Below are 22590 nucleotides of genomic sequence, written 5' to 3'. Positions count from 1 at the left end.
TTGCCAAACCGGCTGCTTGTGTATTTGATGCCGCAAGCAGAAGCAGGAGTGCCCGGCGCATGAATTACGAGACCATCACCTTTGACATCACTGACAATATTGCCACGGTCACTTTGAACCGTCCCGAAGTGATGAACGCCCTGAATACCCAGATGCGGGCCGAAATCACTGATGCGGTGCTTGAAGGTGGCAAGTCCGCGCGGGTGGTCGTGCTGACGGGCGCAGGGAAATCCTTTTGCTCGGGGCAGGATCTGGGTGACCGGGCGAATGCGGCCAATCTTGATCTAGAACGCACGCTGCGCGACGAATACGTGCCCATGCTGCGCGCGATCTATGACTGCCCGGTCCCGACAATCACCGCCGTCAACGGGGCCGCAGCTGGGGCAGGGGCCAACCTCGCACTGGCGGCGGATGTGGTGATCGCCACCGAATCCGCCTTTTTCCTACAAGCCTTTACCCGGATCGGTCTGATCCCGGACGCGGGTGGCACCTATTACCTGCCGCGCCAGATGGGACTGGCCAAAGCGATGGGAGCGGCGCTGTTCGCCGACAAGATCACTGCGCGTCAGGCGGATGACTGGGGCATGATCTACGAAGCGGTGCCCGATGCGCGGTTTCCCGACCACTGGAAGTCGCGCGCTCTGCACCTCGCCAAGGGGCCGACCGCCGCCTACCAGCGCGTCAAGCAATCCATCCGCGCATCCTTTGACAACGACTTGGAACAGCAACTTGCTCTGGAAGCCAAGCTGCAGGGCCAGTGCGGCCAGACCCGAGATTTCAAGGAGGGCGTGATCGCGTTCCTCGAAAAGCGCCCGGCGCAATATGAAGGCCGGTAAACCGTCTCCCGGCAGGCCGGACCAAAAGGTTCGGCCTATGCCGCCCGATGCTTTGGCTTTAGCGTAAAATACACGCTGTCAGACCAGACCCCATCGACGCAAAACGTGTTCTTTGCCTCGCCGGTTTTGACGAACCCGGCAGATGTAAGCGTCGCCACCGAAGCCGCGTTCATCGGGTCCGCATCTGCCGTCAGTTGCGTATAGCGCAGCTCATCAAAGAAATAGGGGATCAACGCCCCCAATGCCTCGGACATCAGTCCTTGTTGCCAATGATCTGACCGCAGCAGGAACCCCACCTCGTCGCCCATATGTACGCCTGCGCAGCCAATGGCATGGCCGGCACGTTCGATGATGAAATAGGTCACCACAGGCTCGGAGGACGCGATCAGTCTTTTCAGGTTGCGATGGGTGAGAGCGATATCGTCATGCGGTGGCGTAGACCAGTAGCGCATCACCAATGGATCGCTGTAGACCGCGTGCAGATCTTCCAGATCTGCGATCCGGGCTTTCCGCAATACCAGCCGTTGTGTTAGCAAATGGGTCATATGAAAAAGGCCGCCCGAAGGCGACCTTTCCTTAAGAATTAGCGCTTTTCGATATCGACATAGTCGCGCATCGTTTCGCCTTGATAAAGCTGGCGCGGACGGCCGATCTTCATCTGCGGATCAGCAAGCTGTTCTTTCCACTGGGAAATCCAGCCAACGGTCCGGCTCAGTGCGAAGACCGGTGTGAACATGGATGTTGGGAAACCCATCGCCTCAAGGATAATGCCCGAATAGAAGTCCACATTCGGGAACAGCTTTTTCTCGGCAAAATACGGATCAGCAAGAGCCGCCTGTTCCAGTTCTTTGGCGGTGGCAAGGATCGGGTTGTTCTCGACCCCCATCAGTTCCAGCACCTCGTCTGCGGATTGCTTCATCACGGTCGCGCGCGGGTCGAAGTTCTTGTAGACGCGGTGACCAAAGCCCATCAGGCGGAACGGATCGTTCTTGTCCTTGGCGCGGGCGATGTATTCCGGAATACGGTCGGGCGTGCCGATTTCCTTGAGCATCTCAAGGCACGCTTGGTTTGCACCGCCATGTGCCGGACCCCAGAGGCAGGCGATACCAGCCGCGATACAAGCAAACGGGTTGGCCCCGGACGAGGACGCCAGACGCACGGTCGATGTGGATGCGTTCTGTTCGTGATCGGCATGCAGGGTGAAAATGCGGTCCATCGCGCGGGCAAGGATCGGATCGACCTGATATTGCTCGGCCGGAACTGCAAAGCACATGTGCAGGAAGTTGGCCGCGTAATCGAGATCGTTTCGCGGATAGACGAAGGGCTGACCGATCGAATACTTGTACGCCATCGCCGCGATGGTGGGCATCTTGGCGATCAGGCGGTGCGACGCGATCTCGCGTTCGAGCGGATTATTGATGTCGGTGCTGTCGTGATAGAAGGCCGACATGGCGCCAACCACCCCCACCATCGTGGCCATTGGATGTGCATCGCGACGGAACCCACGGAAGAAGTTGTGCATCTGCTCGTGGATCATCGTGTGCTGGGTGATCGTCCGCTCGAATTGTTCCAGCTCGCTTGCCTTGGGCAAGTATCCGTAAAGCAAAAGAAAACACACTTCGAGGTAATGCGATTTTTCGGCCAGCTGGTCGATCGGGTATCCCCGGTGCAGCAATTCGCCCTTGTCGCCGTCGATAAAGGTGATCGTGCTGTCGCATGCAGCGGTCGAGGTGAAGCCGGGATCGTAGGTGAACACGCCCGCTTGGCTATAGAGCTTGCGAATGTCGATCACATCCGGTCCAGCAGTGGGGGTGTAGATCGGCAGCTCGTAAGAGCTGTCGCCAATGGTCAGCGTCGCGGTTTTAGAGGTGTCAGACATACGTGGTCCCTTCGTCTCAATGCTCCGGGCAAAGCGCCCAGAGCCAGCTATCCCAAGCCTAGAAACCGCGTCGCCGAGCTGGCGTCAATCAGTCCCTTCGGCAGCTGCTTCTATCAGGCGGGCGATCGTTTCGTCACGCCCAAGAACCAGCATCATATCGAACACACTCGGCGTCACGGCCCGGCCCGCAAGCGCCGCCCGCATCGGACCCGCCAGCTTGCCGAATTTGGTCCCGTGCTCTTCTGCAATTCGGGATGTGACGGCTTCAAGCTCGTCGCGCGTCCAGCTAGCATTTTGCAAGTGCGGCGTCAACGATTGCAGTATACCACGGGATACCGTATCCAGTGCCTTCGCAGCTTTCTCTTCGATCTCAAGAGGTCGAGAAGTAAGAACAAAGTGCGCCTTTTCAATCAGTTCCGGGAATGTGCGTGCCCGCTCCTTGAGGCAATACATCGCACGAAAGATACCATCGGATTGCGCTTCCGTTAGGGCAGGTTCCCCCGCCGCCTCAAGATAAGCCGCCAATTCATGCAGCAGTGCAGCATCCTCTGCGACAGCAATATGCTGGCCGCTCAGATTCTCGAGTTTCTTGAAATCGAACCGCGCCGGAGATTTTCCGATGCCGTTCAGGTCGAACCACTCTTTTGCCTGATCATCCGTAAAGAATTCGTCATCGCCGTGGCTCCAACCCAGACGCGCAAGGTAATTGCGCATCCCTGCGGCCGGATAGCCCATCGCCTGATATTCCTCGACGCCCAATGCGCCGTGGCGTTTGGACAGCTTCTTGCCGTCCGGTCCGTGGATCAACGGAATATGCGCCCAGATCGGCACGTCCCAGCCCATCGCGGTGTAGATGCCCATCTGACGCGCCGCGTTGTTCAGGTGGTCATCCCCCCGGATCACATGGGTCACGCCCATATCATGGTCATCGACAACAACTGCCAGCATGTAAACCGGTGTGCCGTCCGAGCGTAACAGAACCATGTCATCCAGCTGATCGTTGCGGATCGTGACATCGCCTTGCACTTCATCGCGGATCACGGTTGTTCCGTCAGACGGTGTCTTCAGGCGGATCACAAACGGCGCATCAGGGTGCGTGCTTGGGTCTGCATCACGCCACGGGCTTTGGAACAACGTCGACTTGCCGTCGGCCCTTGCCGCCTCGCGGAAGGCCTCGATCTCGTTTTGGGTCGAGAAACACTTATAGGCCGAACCCTTGGCCAGCAATTCATGCGCGACTTCGGCGTGGCGATCTGCACCGGCGGCCTGGCTCACCACGTCGCCGTCATGATCCAACCCCAGCCAATCCAATCCCTTGAGAATCGCTGCTGTTGCCTCGGGCGTTGATCGCGCCTTGTCTGTGTCTTCAATCCGCAGCAGGAACTTTCCGCCGCGCCCGCGTGCATAAAGCCAGTTGAACAGCGCCGTGCGCGCCCCGCCGATATGCAGGTAGCCGGTGGGGGACGGGGCGAAACGGGTGACGATCTGGCCGGACATTGGGCGCATTTACCTTTCGATAACTGTCTTGGGGATAGCTTAAAGCTCTCTTAACCAGCACCATCCACGGGGGCAAGTATGGCGCGGGTCCGGGATCTGATCCCAGACATGCTTCTGGCGCAGCGCGGCACGCTGTTTCCCTTTGCCCCGGTCTGCCTTGGCACCGGGATCGGCCTTTATTTCGCGCTCCGCGTCGAACCGCCGATCTGGATGCTTGCAAGTCTGGCAGTGGCGGGTGCGGGACTGCTGGTCTGGCACATGCGCAGCACTTCGGCATACGCGCCGGTGATCTGCGCCGTGGCGATGGTGGCGCTGGGGCTGGCGCTTGCCGGAACGCGGGCGCATCTGGTGGCGGGCCCCGTGATCGACTGGCGCTACTATGGCCCTGTAACGGGCAGGGTGGTCGACATCGACCGCTCTGCCTCGGACGCGCTGCGCATCACGCTTGACCGCGTCTGGCTGACCAATGTGCCGCTGGCAGAAACGCCGACCCGGGTGCGCCTGTCGCTGCACTCCAAGATTCTCGGCATTGCGCCCGAACCCGGCCAGACCATCAGCACCACCGCCCATCTTGGCCCGCCCGGCGGCGCGGTAGAGCCCGGGGGCTTCGACTTCCGACGCCACGCGTGGTTTCTGCGATTGGGCGCTGTCGGCTATACCCGCGTGCCTCTGGTGCTATGGGAAGAGGCGGGGCACGACCGTTTCATCTTCCAAACCCGCATGGCGATCTCTTCCCGCGTGCAGACAGCACTGCCCGGCGAAACAGGCGCCTTTGCAACTGCAATCATCACAGGCGACCGCAGCGCCATTCCCCAACCCGTGCTGCAAGCCTTGCGAGACACCAACCTGGCGCATCTACTGGCCATCTCCGGCCTGCATATGGGGTTGGTCAGCGCCTTTGCCTTTGCCGTCTTGCGTCTTGGATTGCTGCTGACGCCCATCGGTCAGCGCTGGCCAATCAAGAAAATCGCGGCGGCAGGGGCTTTGGTGGTCGCAGCGGTCTACCTCGCGCTGTCCGGGGGGAATGTTGCGACCGAACGGGCCTTTGTGATGGTGGCCGTCATGCTTCTTGCGATTATGGTCGACCGTCGCGCGATCTCATTGCGGGCGGTTGCCTTGGCAGCAATGATCGTACTGGCCTTGCGTCCGGAAGCAATGATCGGGCCGGGGTTTCAGATGTCCTTTGCAGCGACCACCGCGCTGGTCGCCGTGTTCGGCGCGATCCGCGACAGTCGGCATGACCTGCCACGTCACCGTATCTTGCGCGGGGTTGCGTCGGTGGTCATGTCATCGGCTGTGGCCGGGGCGGCGACCGCGCCCTTTGCCATGGCACATTTCAACCAGATCGCGCAGTTTGGGTTGGTGGCGAACCTTCTGACCGTGCCACTGATGGGAATTCTGGTGATTCCGGCGGCGGTTCTGGGCATCTTGCTCATGCCCTTTGGGCTGGAGGCGCTCGGACTGATCCCAATGGGGCTGGGTCTTGAGTGGATTCTGCATATCGCGCAATCATTGGCGCTCTGGGACGGCGCGGTGCGGCCGGTCATGACGCCGGGAACTGTCGTTTTGCCACTCATTACGCTTGGAGGGCTATTTGTTGTGCTATGGCAAGGTCGCGCGCGTCTGCTTGGTCTTGTACCCTTGTGCGTCGCGGTGGCGCTTTGGATCAACGCAGAACGCCCAAAAGTCCTTGTGGCCGAAGGCGGTGCGCTGGTGGGCGTGATGACAGACCGGGGTCGCGCGCTGTCGCGGTCCAAAGGGTCGGGCTTTATTGCCGAGGTCTGGCTCGAAAACGACGGGCAAGGCTTGGATCAACGCGCCGCCGCCGCGCTGTGGAATACTCAGAACATGCCAATCCAGCATATTCACGGCAAGCGGAACGCTGAGAGCTATCGGGGCTGTACGGATGGCAGCTTGGTGATTGCCAGCGCAGATTTGCCGGACAAGCCAAAAGCGGCAAACTGCGCCGTGTTCGATGCCGCCGCGCTCAAAGGGCAGGGCAGTTTGTCCATCACTTATACTGATACCGGCACATGGCAGATCGAAAAAGCGCGCGACCGGTCGGGCGCGCGCCTTTGGAACGATGAAACCCTGCGACAGGCTCAGTAAGTGCGGATCAGTCCGACAAGTCGCCCCTGCACCTTGACCGCGCCCACAGGCAGGATGCGCGGCTCATACGCCGGATTAGCAGCTTCGAGGATGATGCTTTCGCCTTTGCGCTTGTAGCGCTTGAGCGTTGCTTCATAGCCTTCGACCTGTGCCACGACGATGTCGCCATTATCGGCACTGGATGTCTCGCGGATGACGACAACATCGCCATCATTGATGCCCGCCTCGATCATCGAATCGCCTTTGACTTCAAGCGCATAGTGCTTGCCATTGCCCGACAGCATCGCGCCAGGAACCGCGACCGAAGGCGGCACGTCATTGATCGACTCGATCGGGACACCGGCAGCAATCCGGCCCATCAGTGGCAGTTCCAATGCATGAACATTTTCGACCGCCATCGCATTTGCGGGCGGCGGCAAATCTGGCAGATCGCCATCAATCACCTTTGGCGTGAACCCCGGCTGTTTTGCTGCCAGCGTGTCAGGCAGTTTCACGATCTCGATCGCGCGCGCCCTGTGCGCCAGACGCCGGATGAACCCACGTTCCTCCAATGCGGTGATCAGGCGGTGAATTCCCGATTTGGAGCGCAAGTCCAGCGCTTCTTTCATTTCGTCAAAGCTTGGCGGCACGCCGTCACGCGCCACACGTTTGCTGATGAATTCCAGCAGGTCGAGTTGTTTCTTGGTCAGCATTGTCTGCCTCCGCTCGCATGATCCTCACCGTTTGTTCTACTGTTGTTCTTGTTTTGTGTCAAGAATCAGTAAACGAGCGCGAGAAGTCACCGCAGCGGCAGGTATTCCACGGTCTCACCTGCCGCCCGTGGCGCATCCTTTGGGCTGCGGAGGATCAGCGCATCGGCTTGCCCAAGGATGCTGAGCAGTGAGCTGTCTTGCGATCCAAACGCAACCAAACCGCCATTCTCGAACCGCGCCCGCATATAATGCTCGCGCGGGCCGTTGGCGGGCAGCGCTTCCGCCAACACACCCGTGCGGCGCGGCGCAGGCTGCGCGGGCAAGCCCAGCATGGAACGCACGACGGGGGCCACAAAGACATGTCCGCAGACCATCGCCGATACCGGATTGCCGGGTAAGCCAATCATCATCGCATCGCCAAAACGACCAGCCATCAAAGGTTTACCGGGCCGCATGGCGACTTTGTAAAAGCTCTGATCAAACCCAAGCTGCGGTGCCAGATTGGCCACCACATCATGGTCGCCCACCGACGCGCCGCCGATTGTCACGATCAGGTCCGCACCTTTGGCCAGCTCAAACGCCGTCCGCAAAGAGGCTTCGTTGTCCCGTGCAATCGGCAGCAGTCGTGGCTCTGCGCCCAGATCACGCATCAGGGCATGCAGTCCAAAGGTGTTCGACGCGATGATCTGATCGGGACCGGGGGTCTCACCGGGCATCACCAACTCATCGCCGGTCGAGATCAGCGCCACGATCGGCCGCCGTGTCACCGGCACGTCAGCGATATTCATCGACGCCAACAGTGCAACGTCATTGGAGCCCAGCACGCGCCCCGCGCGCACCGTATCGCCGATCTTGAAATCGCCACCCGCAGGGCGGATGTGGTTATTGTCCTCGGGGCTATCACCAATGGTGATCCAGTCGCCGTCGCGGCTGACATCCTCTTGAATCACAACCGCTTTTGCGCCCTCGGGCACCGGCGCGCCGGTGAAAATTCGCACTGCCTCGCCAGATTTTACCGTTTGGTAAAATCCATGCCCGGCCGCGGATTCACCGACCACCTTGAGTCGTCGTCCTGGCGCAACCTCGGTCACGGCATAGCCATCCATCGCGGATCCGTCGAAAGGCGGTTGGTTCCGCGTCGCCGCCACATCTTGCGCCAACACACGTCCATGGGCTTGCAAAAGTGGCACAGTTTCGATGCCAAGCGGCCGCGCCAAGGCGAAGAGTTGCTCAAGCGCTTCCGCGACAGAAATCATGACGCCTCGTACCGCCCTGATTTTCCACCATCTTTCAACACAACGCGAATGCTGGTGATCTCCATCGCCTTATCCACCGCCTTGGCCATGTCATAGACCGTCAGCGCCGCTGTCGACACAGCGGTAAGGGCCTCCATCTCGACCCCGGTCTGCCCGGTGGTCTTGACCGTCGCTTCAATCCGCAGGCCGGGCAGGTCAGGCGCTGGGGTCAGCTCCACCGCGACCTTGGTGATGGGCAGGGGGTGACATAGCGGGATCAACTCGGGCGTCTTCTTCGCTCCCATGATTCCCGCCAACCGCGCCACGCCGATCACATCGCCTTTCTTGGCGCGGCCTTCGGTGATAATGTCAAAGGTCTCCTGCGCCATGCGGATATAGCCCTCGGCCACGGCAACCCGCGATGTAACGGCCTTGTCGGACACATCGACCATGTGCGCATCGCCCTTGGCGTCGAAATGCGAAAGACCGCTCATGCCGCCACCGGATCAGCCAGCAGTGTGCGCGTGGCTGCCGCAACATCTGCCTGCCGCATGAGGCTTTCACCAATCAGGAAACTGCGCGCGCCACATGCGGCCATATCGGCAAGGTCTGCCGGCGTGAACAGCCCCGATTCAGAGATCAGAATCCTGTCGGCTGGCACATGTTTTGACAGTTCACGTGTTGTCTCAAGAGTGGTTTCGAAGGTCTTGAGATTGCGATTGTTTACACCGATCAGCGGCGACTTCAATTCCAGCGCCCGATCCAGCTCCTCACGGTCATGAACCTCGATCAAGGCATCCATGCCCCAGGCAAAGGCGGCGTCTTCCAATTCCGCTGCCTGCGCATCAGACACGCTGGCCATGATGATCAGAATGCAATCGGCATGCAGGCTCCGTGCCTCGGCCACCTGATAGGTGTCGTACATGAAATCCTTGCGCAGCGCTGGCAGCGACGTGGCCTGACGCGCTGCCACCAGGTAGGACTTGTCACCCTGAAAACTGGGAGTGTCGGTCAGCACCGACAGGCAGGTCGCGCCGCCTTCGTCATACGCTTGCGCCAGACTGGCCGGTTCGAAATCCGCCCGGATCAATCCCTTGGAGGGCGATGCCTTCTTGACCTCGGCAATCAGCCCGTAGCCCGTACTTTGTGCCATGCGCAATGCAGCCCCGAACGGTCGGACTGGATCGGCCGCCCGCGCGGCCTCTTCCACAGCCGACAGCGGCACGCGGCCCTTGTCGGCCGCCACTTCTTCAAGCTTATAGGCTTTGATCTTGTCGAGAATGGTTGCGCTCATGGGTCCGTCCAATTGATCGGCTGTTGACCCTGTTCTTTAAGCCACGCGTTCACGGTGGAAAAGGGGCGCGAGCCGAAAAACCCGCGCCGGGCCGAAAGCGGAGAGGGATGGGCGCTTTCCAAAACCAGATGCCCATGCGCCGCAAGGCGCGGAGCATGCGCCCGTGCGTCATTGCCCCATAGCACAAAGGCGCGCGGTCGGTCGGACAGTGCCTCCAGCACCTGCGGCACCAGTTTCTGCCACCCCAACCGTCGATGTCCGCGCGCCTCTGCGGCTGGAACCGTTAGCACATCATTCAACAGCAACACGCCTTGGTTGGCCCAGAATCGCAGGTCGCCATTGGGGGGCGTGCAACCGATGTCCGAGCGCAACTCCTTGAAGATATTTCTTAAAGATCGGGGGAGGGGGTGCACATCCGGGGCAACTGAAAAGGCCAGACCATGCGCATGGCCGGGCGTCGGATAGGGGTCTTGCCCTAAGATCACCACGCGCACCGCGTCAGGTGTGCATGCGTCAAGCGCCGCAAAAACCTGTTGCTCGGGCGGCAGGATAACACGGCTGTCCGCTGCCAGTGCACTGCGAATATCCGGCAGGACCTCCCGGAAAAAAGGCAAATCCCGCCATCTCTGCGGCACAGTCAACATGCCGAACCGCCTTGGTTTCTTTGGGCTCGAAATACCTCGGGGTCTGGAGCAGAGCCCCAGGATTTTCCGTCGACGGAAAATCGACGATGCGTCGACGCATCGTTCGTCGCCTCATACTTGGAGGTCACGCGCCTTGGGTGACGCGGGCCAAAGCTTCGACCCGTGCCTTGGCAGCACCACTGTCGATGCTCTCGGCCGCCATCTCGGCTCCGGCCTTGAGGTCTGCCACTTTGTCCGCGACAACAAGCGCCGCCGCTGCATTGAGCAGCACGGCATCGCGATAAGCGCTCTTTGCGCCATCCAAGAGATCGCGGAGGGCTTGGGCGTTCTCTGCCGGTGTCCCACCAAGGATGTCTCTGAACGGATGCACCGGCAGGCCCGCATCCTCCGGATGCACTTCACGCCCACGGATCTTGCCGTTCTCCAGCACCGCCACCTGCGTTGGGGCCGAGATCGAGATCTCGTCGGTGCCGTCGCCGCCATGCACCAGCCACGCCTTCTCGGACCCCAATTCCATGAGCGTTTCTGCCATGGGAAAGATCAGGTCGATGGTGAACGCGCCGGTCAGCTGCCGCTTCACGCCTGCCGGGTTGGTCAGCGGGCCGAGAATGTTGAAGATCGTCTTGGACCCAAGCTCCTGTCGTACTGGCATGACGTGTTTCATCGCAGGGTGATGCATCGGGGCCATCATGAACCCAATCCCGGCTTCCGTCAGGGCGCGCTCCACGATCTCTGGGCCGACCATGACGTTGATGCCCATTTCGGTCAGCGCATCCGCCGCGCCTGATTTCGACGACAGGTTGCGGTTGCCGTGTTTGGCCACTGGCACACCTGCGCCGGCCACCACGAAGGCGGTTGCGGTCGAAATATTGAGTGTGCCCATCCCGTCGCCACCGGTGCCGACGATGTCCATTGCACCTTCAGGCGCTTTGACCGCCGTGCATTTGGCGCGCATGACCCCTGCGGCCGCCGTGTATTCCGAAACCGCTTCGCCACGGGCGCGGAGGGCCATCAGGAACCCGCCGATTTGCGCAGGTGTTGCTGCGCCGTCGAACAGGATTTCAAAGGCCTGTTCCGCTTGCGACCGGCTGAGAGGGCCTTCGGAGGCGGCGTAGATCAGGGGCTTCATCGCGTCGCTCATGCGGGCACCTTCATATCGTTCACAAAATTCTGCAGCAGCGCATGCCCATGTTCCGAGGCAATGCTTTCGGGGTGGAACTGCACCCCGTGTATCGGCAATTCGCGGTGGCTCAGCCCCATCACCGTGCCATCCTCGAGCCATGCCGTCACCTCAAGGCAGTCCGGAATGGTGTCTTTGTCGACCACAAGCGAATGATACCGTGTCGCCTCGAAAGGCGATGGCAGTCCCGCGAAAACACCTTTTCCGGCGTGATGCATCACACCCATCTTGCCATGCACGATCTCGGAATGGCGCACGACGGTGCCTCCAAAGGCCTGTCCTAGGGTCTGGTGTCCAAGGCAGACACCCATCAGCGGGGTGCGGGTTTCGGCAGCGGCCAGCGTCAAAGGCAGGCAGATGCCAGCCTGATCGGGGTCGCAAGGGCCCGGGGACAGCAGGATGCCCGCAGGGTTCATTCCCATTGCGTCCTGCACGCTGAGCGCATCGTTGCGCACCACCTTTACGTCTGTGCCAAGCTCACCCAGATAATGCACAAGATTGTATGTAAAACTGTCGTAATTGTCGATGAGCAGCAGCATGGGTCTTTCTTCTATCTCGGGGCTGGCGGGGTGGGGGCCAATCGCGGTATACATGCGCAGGCAGACCAAGGCGCGTCAAGGGCGCGGGTGGGTCAACCGGCACGGATGAGATGCCGGGGGCAGCCATGTGGGGCAAGACGAGGGCGTAGAGCATGTCACGAGGGATTTTGTCAGGAGCCATCTGGGGCACGGTGCTGTCCATTGGTGGCTTGGGGGCGTTGTCCGTTATGGCTCCGGATCGTGTGGTGGCCCCGGTCGAGGACGTCGCAGCGCCCGTTGAAGCCGACGTGCCTGTCGTTGCAGAGGGGGAACCGGCTGAGGTCGCGACCGCGCCGCAAGGCGAGGCAGAGACACCACCCGCTATGTCCGAGACCACACTTCCAGTGCAAGATGCCCCGCAACCCGAAACTGCGGCAGAGACTTCAGAACCCGAAGCCACAGCGCCGGAGGCTCCGACTGAGGAGGCCGTTGAGACCACCGATCCTGTCGTGGAACCCGCGCCTCAGCCGGATGGCTCCGGGGACGCGTCTGGCAGTGCTGTGACTGCACCGGGCGTGCGTCCTAAAGACGTGACCGCCGTGACACCGGATGCCTCTGTGCCGCTCCTCGACGCACCGGTCGCTGAACAGAGTACAATGCCCGCAGAAACCGAAGCGGCCCCCGTTCCGGCCCCGGAAACCGGCGAAACCATCGCGGCGCTTGCCCTGCCCGAAACCAGCACGGCGCCCGTCGCTCCGTCAGGCGCTGAGGATCAGGGCGCACCGGGTGGTGTTCAAGCGCCCGTCCTGAGTGTGCCGGAAAACGAAGCCGGGCTGAGCGTTTCCACAGAGCCTGCCCAATCTCCGGTGCCGCCCGTGCCGGATGTGGAGGCACCACTTGTACCCGCGCCCGACACCGGCGAGACAGAGCCCGCCGAATCTGAAACCACAGAGGCCGCTGAAGAAAGCTCTGCAGAAGAAAGCGCCACAGAAGAAAGCGCCAAAGAAGATAGGACTGTGCCCGAGCGACCTGCCGTACGTCGCCTTGTGCCTTCCGTACCCGAAACCGCGCCCGTTGACACTGAGACATCCACAGCGGCGCTGCGCCCTGCCATCGGCACACCAGCCGCGTCCCTGACCGAACGCAGCCCCGGCAATTCTAGCCGCTTGCCCTCGATTGGCGCGGAGCAGGACGCGGCACCCGATGACACACCCTCCGCCCGTGCCGATACCTCTGGCCTGCCGCCGCTCCAGCGCTTCGCGGCTCAAGTCGACAGCGACCCCAGCCTGCCGAAAATGTCCATTGTAATGATCGACGACGGAACAGGTCCGCTTGGGCCGGACACGCTCGAAGGGTTTCCCTTTCCGGTAACCTTCGCGATCGACCCAGCGCAGCCCGGAGCAACCGACCGCATGGCCGCCTATCGCGCGCTTGGCTACGAGGTGGCGGCGCTTGTCGCGCTGCCTGCGGCGGCGCAACCAACCGATGTAGAGCAGATCCTTGGCGGTGCGGTCGCCGCCGTACCAGAAGCCGTGGCGCTGATCGAGGCACCGGGCGGAGGGCTGCAAGCCGACCGCGCCGTCACCGAACAGGCCACCAGCTTTGCCGCAGATAGTGGCCATGGTTTGGTGTTCCTGCCCAATGGCCTCAATACTGCGCAGGCAATCGCGCAGCGCGAGGCTGTGCCAGCCCTCAGCATCCTGCGTGATTTCGACGGCGAAGGGCAGGACGCACGCACCAAGCGGCGGTTTCTGGACGGGGCTGCTTTCCGCGCACGGCAGGATGGAGCAGTGGTCATGCTGGGACGGCTGACGCCCGACACCCTTTCGGCTCTGGTGTTGTGGGGACTGCAGGACCGCGCCTCCATTGTCTCCATGGTGCCGGTCTCGACGCTTTTGCTCGGGCAATCTAACTGAGACCGGGATGGACGCGTCCATGCGTCCCGGGAGTCCGACGACGCAAATCAGGCCCAATGATCAGGTCTTGGCCCAACCCTCCAGACGAGTCGCCAAGTCGCCATACCCTGTGAACCGGCGTTCGAACCGCAACCCCAGCCGGTCGGCACAGGTTTCTGCCAATGCCGTCAGCGCCGGATCATTGGTCTGGGCCTGATAGACCAGCCGGTCGTAATGTCCGAAATACATGTCCCGCAACTCAGGATGGCGGTCTAGTCCGAGGGGTTTCCAGACAAACGCATCGAATTGCCGGACGAGGAAATCGGTCAGGTAGAACGCCGTGATTTCATCCCGCGCGGCAAAGGTCTCGGTGCCTTCGAAGAAACTGTAGCAATGGGGCCCGGCGATCATCTCGACGTCCAGATCGCGGCAGGCGGCCTCGAGCAGCCCTCCAGTGCCGCAATCGGCATAGGCGACATAGATCGCCTCGTATGAGCCCCGATGCTCTGCAACGCTGTTGCGGATTGCCGGGACAATCTTGTCGGGTGTGTTGTGATAAATCGCCGGAAGACAGGTCAGATCCAGATGGCTCCAACCATTGGCGTCACGCAGGTCCAGGATTTCACGGGCCAACGCGCCACAAGCGATAATAAGGACGCGCCCGGCACCCCGAGCGTCAAGTCCCGCCTTCGTCACCGTCAGGTCGTCAGGCGGGTTCGTCATCACCGGGCACATGGGCCAGACCCCAACGCGCCAGAAGGGCCACGGCAATCAGGGCGGGCAACACCTTGAGAATGCCGAACTGGGCGAAGGCCAAAACCGTCAGCCCTGATGCCGCAATCACGGCCAAGATCATCGAAGCGAATGTCGTCACTGGCATGTCGATCTCCTTGCCCTGAAAATATGGGACAGTTTGATCCATATGAAAAGGCCCCGCCGCATGGCGAGGCCCAAAAAAGTGTCATTTCGTCGATCTTACCCAGCGGCAAGCTGATTGTGCTTGCGACCGACAAAGGTTTTTGCGGTTTCAACTGCTACGGCAGCATCGCGGCAATAGGCGTCTGCACCGATGGCCTTGCCGAATTCCTCGTTCAGGGGCGCACCGCCCACCAGAACGATATAATCATCGCGAATGCCTTTCTCGACCAACGTGTCGATGACCACTTTCATGTAGGGCATGGTTGTGGTCAGCAGGGCGGACATTCCGAGGATGTCGGGCTGTTCTGCCTCGATCGCATCGAGATAGGCGTCTACGGCGTTGTTGATACCCAGATCGACCACTTCAAAGCCAGCGCCTTCCATCATCATGCCGACAAGGTTCTTGCCGATGTCGTGGATGTCGCCCTTGACGGTGCCGATCACCATCTTGCCGACGCGCGGCGCACCGGTTTCGGCCAGCAACGGCTTGAGAATGAACATGCCGCCCTTCATCGCGTTGGCCGCCAAAAGCACTTCGGGCACAAACAGGATACCGTCGCGGAAGTCGTTGCCGACGATGGTCATACCGCCGACCAGCGCCTTGGTCAGGATGTCGTAGGGCTGCCAGCCGCGTTCCAGCAGGATGTTGACCGATTCCTCGATCTCTTCCTTCAGACCATCATAAAGATCGTCGAACATCTGTTCGACCAGCTCCTCGTCATTCAGATCCGCGAGGATGATATCTTCTTCGTCAGCCATGTATGTCACTCCAGACGCTGGCGGAACCGCCAGTGATTGTTTTGTCGACTAATCGTCGTTTTCCGACGCTGCCACTTGGTGAAATCCGACATGCGCGCGAACGCAACCGACGCGGGCCGGGCCAACGCGGTCTGTCAGGGCATGTGTCTTGCGGGTGTTCTTATTTTGTTCTACTTTTGCGCCATGACCCAACCGGACCGATATGTCGCGCCCGATTTGCGACGCGGGCGTGGTGCCCAAAGCCGCGATTGCGGCCGCTTCGAGCGGTTGCGCAGGGTCGACGAAGGCGATGGATGGGACAGGCCCGAAGACGACCCGGCCGTGCGTACGCAGGTGTCCGAGGAACGCCCCAGACGCCTGATCAACTATGTGTCCTCGCCGGATCTGTTTTTCGACCGCACCATCAATCCCTACAGGGGATGCGAACATGGATGCATCTACTGCTTTGCCCGTCCCAGCCACGCTTGGCTCGGACTGTCGCCGGGTCTTGATTTCGAGACCAAGCTTGTTGCGCGCCCGGACGCGGCTGAGGTGCTGGACCAAGAATTGCGCGCCCGCCGCTACCGCGTGGCACCGATCGCGATCGGAACGAACACTGACCCTTACCAACCGATTGAGCGGGATCGCAGAATCATGCGCGATTGTCTGAAGGTGTTGCTGGCGTTTCGTCATCCGGTGATGATCGCCACCAAAGGCTCCTTGATCGAACGGGATATCGACGTTCTGTCCGAAATGGCGGCGCAAAATCTGGTGCGCGTTGGCATCACGATCACGACGCTGGACGCCGACCTCAACCGACGCATGGAACCGCGTGTGCCCAGCCCGGTGCGGCGGCTGGCGACGATCCGCCGCCTGTCCGAGGCGGGCATCCCGGTGCGGGTGATGCTGTCGCCAATCGTGCCGGGCCTGACCGATTCCGAGATCGAACCGATCTTGACAGCCGCGCGCGACGCGGGTGCAACTGCCGCGACATGGGCGATGCTGCGCTTGCCTCTGGAGGTGGCGCCGCTTTGGGAGGCTTGGATGGATGCGCATTATCCCGACCGGAAATCCCGCGTGATGTCCAAACTCCGAGAGATGCATGGTGGCAAGGTCTACGACGCGCAGTTCTTCAAACGGGTGCGCGGCGAAGGGGCGTATGCCGCCCTGATCGCGCAGCGGTTTACCAAAGCGCGCAAAAGACTTGGGCTGGATGGCGACATGCCTGACCTGGATCGCACCATCTTTCAGCCGCCCTTCCGCGCCGGGGATCAGCTGAACCTGTTCTGAAGCGGATCGCAAACCCTTCGAAGGGTTTGTCCAAGTCCTTCGAAGGACTTGCCCCCATGCACTACGAATGCTGCACAGCAAAGCCTTCGAAGGCTTTGTCTCGTCTTTTCGAAAAGACGTGGCCGCCTTATTCGAAGACGTGCACAGGTTCGGTGTTGCAGAAGATAACGACCTGTCCACCATTGACCACAGCGCGAAAGCCGCGGCGCTGCAACTCGTAACGGAACCGCTCCCAGCCCAGAATGCGTTCGATATCACGCGCTTGTCGGCGCACGACACCGCCCTTGGCAGCGGCCTGCGCGGAAAAAACATGGGCAATCCACTGATCCGGCGACAGGGCCGGAGGAGGGCGACGGGACGGGGGTGGGGCAAAGATATCACGCATACCCCCTATCTGTCCGACTGGTGGTTAACATGGCGTAAAGGACAAGCGGATCAGGCGCGACGGCGTCCACGCCGTTCGCGCTTGGGTGCACCGCTCTGGTCGCCGGTGCCGTCGCTGTCCGAACTGAACGGGCCGATCTCGGCCACGATCTGGTCCAGCGTTGGCGCGTCGCCCTTGGGGGTGCTCTCCAAGGCTTCGCGCATGGCGCGCAGGTGTTCGGGCATGGTGCCGCAGCATCCTCCGATGATCTTGGCCCCGGCATTCCGGGCAAGGAGCGCGTACCGCGCCATCAACTCCGGTGTGCCGTCATAATGGATGTGACCGTCGACATATTTCGGAATGCCCGCATTACCCTTGGCGATGATCGCCCGTTCGGTTCCGGTCGCGGTAAAGCCCAGTACCGTTCGGAGAAGATCCGACGCGCCGGTGCCGCAATTGGCACCAAAGGCCAGCGGTGGATTTGGCAGAAACGTGATCATCTCGGCCATGCCTTCCGAGGTCATGCCCATCATCGTGCGCCCGGCGGTGTCGAAACTCATCGTGCCGCACCATGGAACATCCGCCAACGCAAACGCCTCGGCGGCGGCGCGGAATTCTTCGGGGGCGCTGATGGTCTCGACCCACATCACGTCGGCGCCGCCTTCCTTGAGCCCCTCAGCCTGTTCGTGGAACATCTCAACCGCGCTGGCATGGGAGAGCGTGCCTACGGGTTCCATGATTTCGCCAGTCGGCCCGACCGAGCCGGCGACAATCACTTGACGACCGGCGCTGTCTGCCACCTCGCGGGCCAGCTCGGCCCCGATGCGCGACAGCTCGCGGGCGCGGTGGCCGGCATTGTGCAGCTTGAGACGCGAGGCGTTGCCGCCAAAGGTGTTGGTCAGGAACAGGTCGCTGCCTGCGTCGACTGCGCCGCGATAAAGCGCGCGAATGTTGTCGGGCTTGGTCTCGTTCCAGAACTCGGGTGGATCGCCGCTTTCCAGACCCATGTTAAACAGATTGGTCCCGGTCGCGCCATCGGCCAGAAGCCAGTCGCGGGTGGACAGAAGATCGTGCAGCGGATTTGTCATGACAGGCCTGTCGGTCAGAAAGTTTGACCCTGCCTGTCACACTTGGCGTCTTGAGACAAATTCATAATTCTCAAGACCATTATGAACAGGGCGCAATGCGATCCGTCGACGGATCGCAAGAAACGCGTCGACGCGTTTCAGCGCGCTCAGACCAGTTCGGTTTCGACTCGGCTGGAGGCTTCCAAGGTTTTGTGAACCGGACATTTATCCGCAATTTCCAATAGCTTCTGACGCTGGTCCGAACTCAGATCGCCCGTCACAGTGATCCTGCGTCGGAAAAGGTCGATATTTGCATTTGTCGGCGTCAGGGCGTCTTGCGCATGCACCTTGTCGTGGCTCACATCCACGGATACGGTTTTCAGCGGCCAGCCCTTGCGCCGGGCATACATGCGCAGCGTCATGGATGTGCAAGCTCCCAGACCAGCAGCGAGCAATCCGTAAGGTGACAGCCCCCGATTGGTGCCGCCATAGGCCAGCGGTTCATCCGCCAGCAGATGATGGGGTCCTGCCTGAACGTCCTGCAAGAACCCCGTTGGATCGGCCTCTGAGACGCGCACGATTCCTTCGGGTGCGCCGATTGGGGGGGCAGGTGGGGTAAGGTGCAAGTACCGTCCCGCCCATGCTGCGATCACATCCGCTGCGTATTCTGCATCTCGCGCCTGCGTGATCAGGTGGTCGGCATCGTCCAATGTGACAAAGCTTTTCGGGTGGCGCGCAGCGGCAAAGATGTTGGTGGCGTTTTCGATCCCGACCACGCTGTCGCGCGGCGCGTGCATCACCAAAAGCGCGGCCTTCAGTTCCTTGATCACCGGTCCAAGCATCTGCGCCTTCACGTCTTCGACAAAGCCTTTGCCGATAGTGAACGGGCGTCCGCCCAGATCAACTGTCGCCCTGCCCACGGTCGAGATATCCTCAAGCGCATCCGAGAAGTTATGCGTGACATGCTCGGGATCATAGGGTGCGCCGATGGTAACGACTGCCTTGATGCCCGCCATGTCGCCTGCGGCGCGCAAGGCCGCAGCCCCGCCCAGCGAATGACCGATCATCAACGTCGGCGCCATGCCGCGCCCGGCCAGATATGCCGCGGCCGCATGCAGATCGCCGACATTCGACGTAAAGGTCGTGTTGGCGAATTCGCCCTTGGAGTGGCCAAGCCCCGTAAAGTCGAACCGCAGCACCGCGATCCCCATTGACGCCAGACGCGCGGCGATCCGCCGGGCGGCCGGAATGTCCTTGGAACAGGTGAAGCAATGCGCAAAAAGGGCGGTGGCCAGATGCGGCCCATCAGGCAGGTCAAGCCGCGCCGACAGGGTGTCTCCGGAATGGCCGGGAAATGTGATGCGTTCGGTGGTCATGGTTTTGGTCCTTGGGGCCGGGGCAGGGCAGCCCTTTGGCATTTCGTATGAACCAAGAGTGTGGGGTGTGTCCCCCATGCGCAAGCATTGTGTCGGGAGCGTCACAGGATGGTGAGAGCCGGACAAGGGATGGTGAGCATTGTTGCAGCCTTGCTGTGCGCAGCCTTTGTTGGCGGGTTCGCTGGCGCTCTGCACCCGCTGGGCGATAGTTTGGCTGTGTTCCGTGTTCCTATCGCCGTGGTGTTTGCGCTTTGGGTGATCTGGTCGCCGTGGCCTGCGTGGATCAGGTGGAGCATCGCTGTTATGTGCCTTGCGGCGATGGGGCAGATCGTGGCGCAGAAATACGTGTCACATCCTGAAGGACCGATCACGATCTACCAGAAGAACCTGCTGTTCCAGAACGACCAAGTCGCAGCCCTTGCCGCCGACATCCGCGCCACGCGCCCCGACATCGTGACGTTGCAGGAACTGACCTCGCGCAATGCGCCGCTGGTGCGCGACCTGCGGGCCGAGTACCCCCATCAGGCCAGTTGTGCGCTGGTCGAATGGGCACGGGTCGCAATCCTGTCGCGCTGGCCGGTTGAGGGCGAGATTTGCCTTGAGGGGCAGGGTCTGGTCGGTATTCAGGTGATGTCGCCCGATGGACCGTTCTGGGCCTTCAGCTTGCATGCGTTCTGGCCCTGGCCGCATGGGCAGGCAGACCAGCTCAACACCATCCTTCCGATGCTTGGCGACCTTGAGGAACCGGTTGTGATCGCAGGCGATTTCAACATGGTGCCGTGGTCTTATGCCCTTCGGTCTATCGAACGCAGCATTGGCGGCACGCGGGCCGGGCCGTTGTTTTCGACCCTGACCAAGATGGGTGCACCTTTACCCATCGACCATGTCTATGCGCCGGGTGGAGGGCAGGCGGTGGCACGACCCTTGCTGGGATCGGATCATAGTGGGGTCTTGGCCAAGGTCTTCGTGTTCGATCCTTAAAACGTCACTCCCATCAACGCTGGATCAAACGGGTATTTCGACAGGTTCTCATAGCCAGTCTCAGTAATCAGCACCTGATCCTCAAGCTTGATCGAAAAATCGCCCCCAACCTCGCCCACCAACACTTCGACACAGAGCGTCATGCCCGGCTCAAGCGGGTAGTCGAAAGCGCCGGGAACCGCGTGATCGGGATAAGACACCAAGGGCCATTCGTCACAAAGGCCCACGCCATGCATCAGGCAGCCGTATTTCTGGGCTTGGTATTTCTCGTGCAGCACATGGGTGCGCGCGGTCAGTTCGGGTATCGTCACGCCGGGTTTGAGCATCTCCATATTGGTCATGATGTGTTCGTAGGAATGCTGCATCGCGTCGATCATGTCTTGGCGTGGTGCACGGTCGCCAATCCACCAAGTGCGGCTCATATCTGTGCAGATGCCATAGCTGCCAATGAGGTCGGTGTCGAAAGCGACAATCTCGTTGTTCTGCACGATCCGTCCGCCGCATTCCTGAAACCACGGATTGGTGCGCGGGCCAGAAGTCAGAAGCCGGGTTTCGATCCATTCACCACCGCGGCGGATGTTCTCGGCGTGCAGCACCGCCCAGATGTCGTCCTCGGACACGCCGCCACCCGGCACATGGGTGCGGGCAAAGCGTTCCATCTCGGCCATGGCAACCTCGCAGGCATGTACCGAACAGCGCATCGCCTTGATCTCGTCGGGGCCTTTGATAGCGCGAGACTTCTCGGTGACCTCTTCACCCTCCATGATCTCGAACCCTTGCGCCTCAAGCGCGCGCAGGCCGTGCAGCATGATCTTGTCCACCGCCAAGCGTGTGTTGCCCGGCGCGTGTTCGGCCAGCAGCGTGCGGACATCGTTGGCGAACACGTCCGCCGCCACATCGACCTTGTCGCCCCGGTCGAAGTAGAACAGATCCGCCCCCGACCGGGCTTCGCGCACCAAGGGGTTGAACGCCGATAGGAAGGGCGAGTTCTTGTAATCCCAGATCACCATGTACCCATCCGCACACAGCAACACGGCGCGGAACGGGTTGTGGGTGTTCCAAAGCTGCATGTTGGTGCTGTCCGTCGCGTAGCGGATGTTCAGTGGGTCAAACATCAACAGACCCGCATAATCCCGTTCGACGATATGCTGCGTCAGCCGCGCCCAGCGGTAGCGGCGCATCTCCTGCAGGTCGGGCAGGTCCAAGCCCGCTGCTGCCCATTCGCCATAAGCAAGCTGCGTCGGGCCGATCTCGACGCGGTTCTGGTCGTTGGGCGTGTTGTCGCCCGTGGTGGCACCACGGGTCGGGTCGATCTTACGTGTGTCGCGGAAAAGGGTGTTCATGGCAGCGCCTCCTTCGCATGATGCTGAACAGGACGCGCCTCACAAACGCGCCGATTTGCGACCTTGTTCGGCGGCGGGCATGACGCTTTTGATCTTGCTGCACATGCGCTCGGTCGAACGCCGTGTCTTTTCTCTCTCCTGAGGCTGGGCTAGTCCTGCGGCATGATCCTGCAACGCACCTTGCCCTATGATGTAATGAGACCCCGGCCGCTGCCGGGAATCGCGCCCTTGGGGGACGATCCTTGGTTTTTGGTGGACGAGGCATACGCCCCGCAAATGGCGGAACGGTTGCACCTGATGGCGTCGCGGCGGGATGATGTGATCGCCACCGCCGAAGCCGATCCGGCGAACCTGTCCAAGATGATGGATGCGGTGTTGGACCATCTGCCACCCGGCTTCGCGCGGAAAGGCGATCAGGTTAAATGCCCTGATGGACGGGCTGTGCAGATCGATATATCAGATCCGTTCGGCACCCTTGGCCAGATCGTGCAGAACGACATCTGCCTGATGGAAAAGCGCGGCGACGAACACGTGCTGACGGGCGCGGTGCTGTGTTTTCCGGCAAGTTGGCGTTTGCGCGAAAAGATCGGTCATCCGCTGACCCATATCCACATCCCGGTCAAAACCTATACTGACGATATCGCCCGCAGGGTTCAGCGCCTGTTTGACGGGGTGCGGCCCGGGATGCCGATTTGGCGGTTCAACGCGCTTTGGTACGACGACCCGAGCCTCCC

General features: G+C 61.1%; 23 protein-coding genes. 6 read left to right on the top strand and 17 right to left on the bottom strand.

What is annotated here, in order from left to right; translation table 11 throughout:
- The first annotated feature begins 59 nt into the window (after window positions 1-59).
- The gene (locus MCRY_RS17195) at window positions 60-836 is read left to right on the top strand and encodes an enoyl-CoA hydratase-related protein (RefSeq protein WP_085632141.1); all 777 of its coding nucleotides are present in this window, start codon (window positions 60-62) and stop codon (window positions 834-836) included.
- Between the two features lie 35 nt (window positions 837-871).
- Here MCRY_RS17195 and MCRY_RS17190 read toward each other — a convergent pair whose 3' ends face one another.
- From MCRY_RS17190 to gltX, 3 genes are all read right to left on the bottom strand, one after another.
- Window positions 872-1381 carry a GNAT family N-acetyltransferase gene (locus MCRY_RS17190; RefSeq protein ID WP_085632139.1) on the bottom strand — a complete coding sequence of 170 codons (510 nt, stop codon included), beginning with the start codon at window positions 1379-1381 and terminating at the stop codon, window positions 872-874.
- A gap of 38 nt (window positions 1382-1419) precedes the next feature.
- Window positions 1420-2715, bottom strand: coding sequence for a citrate synthase (gene gltA, locus MCRY_RS17185; RefSeq protein WP_085632137.1), 1296 nt, complete (start codon window positions 2713-2715; stop codon window positions 1420-1422).
- 84 nt (window positions 2716-2799) lie between these two features.
- A complete protein-coding gene (gene gltX / locus MCRY_RS17180; RefSeq protein ID WP_085632136.1) occupies window positions 2800-4212 on the bottom strand; it encodes a glutamate--tRNA ligase in 1413 nt (470 codons plus the stop codon).
- Between the two features lie 78 nt (window positions 4213-4290).
- On the opposite strand from gltX, the gene MCRY_RS17175 reads away from it, so the two are divergent.
- Entirely contained in the window at window positions 4291-6321 is a 2031-nt protein-coding gene (locus tag MCRY_RS17175) for a ComEC/Rec2 family competence protein (protein ID WP_085632134.1), read from the top strand.
- Here the strand turns inward: MCRY_RS17175 and lexA are convergent.
- The 7 genes from lexA to MCRY_RS17140 all read right to left on the bottom strand — a co-directional run bounded on the left by lexA (window position 6315) and on the right by MCRY_RS17140 (window position 11905).
- Window positions 6315-7013 (bottom strand): transcriptional repressor LexA, encoded by a 699-nt coding sequence (gene lexA, locus MCRY_RS17170; protein ID WP_085632132.1) that lies wholly within the window; start codon window positions 7011-7013, stop codon window positions 6315-6317. The genes MCRY_RS17175 and lexA overlap by 7 nt on opposite strands.
- Before the next feature lie 86 nt (window positions 7014-7099).
- Window positions 7100-8269, bottom strand: coding sequence for a molybdopterin molybdotransferase MoeA (locus MCRY_RS17165; protein WP_085632130.1), 1170 nt, complete (start codon window positions 8267-8269; stop codon window positions 7100-7102).
- The gene (gene moaC / locus MCRY_RS17160) at window positions 8266-8742 is read right to left on the bottom strand and encodes a cyclic pyranopterin monophosphate synthase MoaC (RefSeq protein WP_085632128.1); all 477 of its coding nucleotides are present in this window, start codon (window positions 8740-8742) and stop codon (window positions 8266-8268) included. Before moaC ends, MCRY_RS17165 begins: the two co-directional genes overlap by 4 nt.
- Window positions 8739-9542, bottom strand: coding sequence for an indole-3-glycerol phosphate synthase TrpC (gene trpC / locus MCRY_RS17155; protein WP_085632126.1), 804 nt, complete (start codon window positions 9540-9542; stop codon window positions 8739-8741). Before trpC ends, moaC begins: the two co-directional genes overlap by 4 nt.
- Complete coding sequence (locus MCRY_RS17150; RefSeq protein WP_085632124.1) at window positions 9539-10186, bottom strand: uracil-DNA glycosylase; 648 nt, start codon at window positions 10184-10186, stop codon at window positions 9539-9541. Before MCRY_RS17150 ends, trpC begins: the two co-directional genes overlap by 4 nt.
- Window positions 10187-10310: 124 nt before the next feature.
- Window positions 10311-11327, bottom strand: coding sequence for an anthranilate phosphoribosyltransferase (gene trpD / locus MCRY_RS17145; protein WP_085632122.1), 1017 nt, complete (start codon window positions 11325-11327; stop codon window positions 10311-10313).
- A complete protein-coding gene (locus tag MCRY_RS17140) occupies window positions 11324-11905 on the bottom strand; it encodes an anthranilate synthase component II (protein ID WP_085632120.1) in 582 nt (193 codons plus the stop codon). The genes trpD and MCRY_RS17140 overlap by 4 nt, the downstream gene beginning before the upstream one ends.
- A gap of 152 nt (window positions 11906-12057) precedes the next feature.
- Here MCRY_RS17140 and MCRY_RS17135 point away from each other — a divergent pair, with 152 nt between their 5' ends.
- On the top strand, window positions 12058-13800 hold the full coding sequence (locus MCRY_RS17135) for a divergent polysaccharide deacetylase family protein (protein WP_085632118.1): 1743 nt from the start codon (window positions 12058-12060) through the stop codon (window positions 13798-13800).
- Between the two features lie 60 nt (window positions 13801-13860).
- On the opposite strand, the gene MCRY_RS17130 is transcribed toward MCRY_RS17135, so the two are convergent.
- From MCRY_RS17130 to MCRY_RS17120, 3 genes are all read right to left on the bottom strand, one after another.
- Entirely contained in the window at window positions 13861-14502 is a 642-nt protein-coding gene (locus MCRY_RS17130) for a DUF1638 domain-containing protein (protein WP_085632116.1), read from the bottom strand.
- A complete protein-coding gene (locus MCRY_RS22980; RefSeq protein ID WP_171046092.1) occupies window positions 14486-14659 on the bottom strand; it encodes a hypothetical protein in 174 nt (57 codons plus the stop codon). Before MCRY_RS22980 ends, MCRY_RS17130 begins: the two co-directional genes overlap by 17 nt.
- A 95-nt stretch (window positions 14660-14754) precedes the next feature.
- Window positions 14755-15456, bottom strand: coding sequence for a corrinoid protein (locus MCRY_RS17120; RefSeq protein WP_085632112.1), 702 nt, complete (start codon window positions 15454-15456; stop codon window positions 14755-14757).
- Between the two features lie 183 nt (window positions 15457-15639).
- Here MCRY_RS17120 and MCRY_RS17115 point away from each other — a divergent pair, with 183 nt between their 5' ends.
- Window positions 15640-16725, top strand: a complete 1086-nt coding sequence (locus MCRY_RS17115) for a PA0069 family radical SAM protein (protein WP_085632270.1) — start codon at window positions 15640-15642, stop codon at window positions 16723-16725.
- A 127-nt stretch (window positions 16726-16852) separates the two neighbouring features.
- Here MCRY_RS17115 and MCRY_RS17110 read toward each other — a convergent pair whose 3' ends face one another.
- The 3 genes from MCRY_RS17110 to MCRY_RS17100 all read right to left on the bottom strand — a co-directional run bounded on the left by MCRY_RS17110 (window position 16853) and on the right by MCRY_RS17100 (window position 19532).
- The gene (locus MCRY_RS17110; RefSeq protein WP_085632110.1) at window positions 16853-17110 is read right to left on the bottom strand and encodes an N-(5'-phosphoribosyl)anthranilate isomerase; all 258 of its coding nucleotides are present in this window, start codon (window positions 17108-17110) and stop codon (window positions 16853-16855) included.
- 50 nt (window positions 17111-17160) lie between these two features.
- Window positions 17161-18177: a betaine--homocysteine S-methyltransferase gene (gene bmt / locus MCRY_RS17105; protein WP_085632108.1), complete on the bottom strand. Its 1017-nt coding sequence runs from the start codon at window positions 18175-18177 to the stop codon at window positions 17161-17163.
- A gap of 146 nt (window positions 18178-18323) precedes the next feature.
- Window positions 18324-19532 (bottom strand): bifunctional alpha/beta hydrolase/OsmC family protein, encoded by a 1209-nt coding sequence (locus MCRY_RS17100; RefSeq protein ID WP_085632107.1) that lies wholly within the window; start codon window positions 19530-19532, stop codon window positions 18324-18326.
- 129 nt (window positions 19533-19661) lie between these two features.
- Between MCRY_RS17100 and MCRY_RS17095 the strand changes: the two genes are divergently transcribed.
- Window positions 19662-20513, top strand: coding sequence for an endonuclease/exonuclease/phosphatase family protein (locus MCRY_RS17095; protein WP_171046093.1), 852 nt, complete (start codon window positions 19662-19664; stop codon window positions 20511-20513).
- Here the strand turns inward: MCRY_RS17095 and dddP are convergent.
- The gene (dddP, locus tag MCRY_RS17090; RefSeq protein WP_085632103.1) at window positions 20510-21856 is read right to left on the bottom strand and encodes a dimethylsulfonioproprionate lyase DddP; all 1347 of its coding nucleotides are present in this window, start codon (window positions 21854-21856) and stop codon (window positions 20510-20512) included. The two genes, MCRY_RS17095 and dddP, sit on opposite strands and share 4 nt — an antisense overlap.
- Before the next feature lie 195 nt (window positions 21857-22051).
- Here dddP and MCRY_RS17085 point away from each other — a divergent pair.
- Window positions 22052-22590 (top strand): heme-dependent oxidative N-demethylase subunit alpha family protein (locus MCRY_RS17085; protein WP_176234521.1); only part of this gene is annotated, 539 nt, incomplete at its 3' end.

It is taken from the genome of Marivita cryptomonadis, assembly GCF_002115725.1.
In the GTDB taxonomy this organism is placed as follows: domain Bacteria; phylum Pseudomonadota; class Alphaproteobacteria; order Rhodobacterales; family Rhodobacteraceae; genus Marivita; species Marivita cryptomonadis.
Note: the sequence above shows the minus strand (reverse complement) of the source record. Positions and strands in the feature narration are given on the sequence as shown.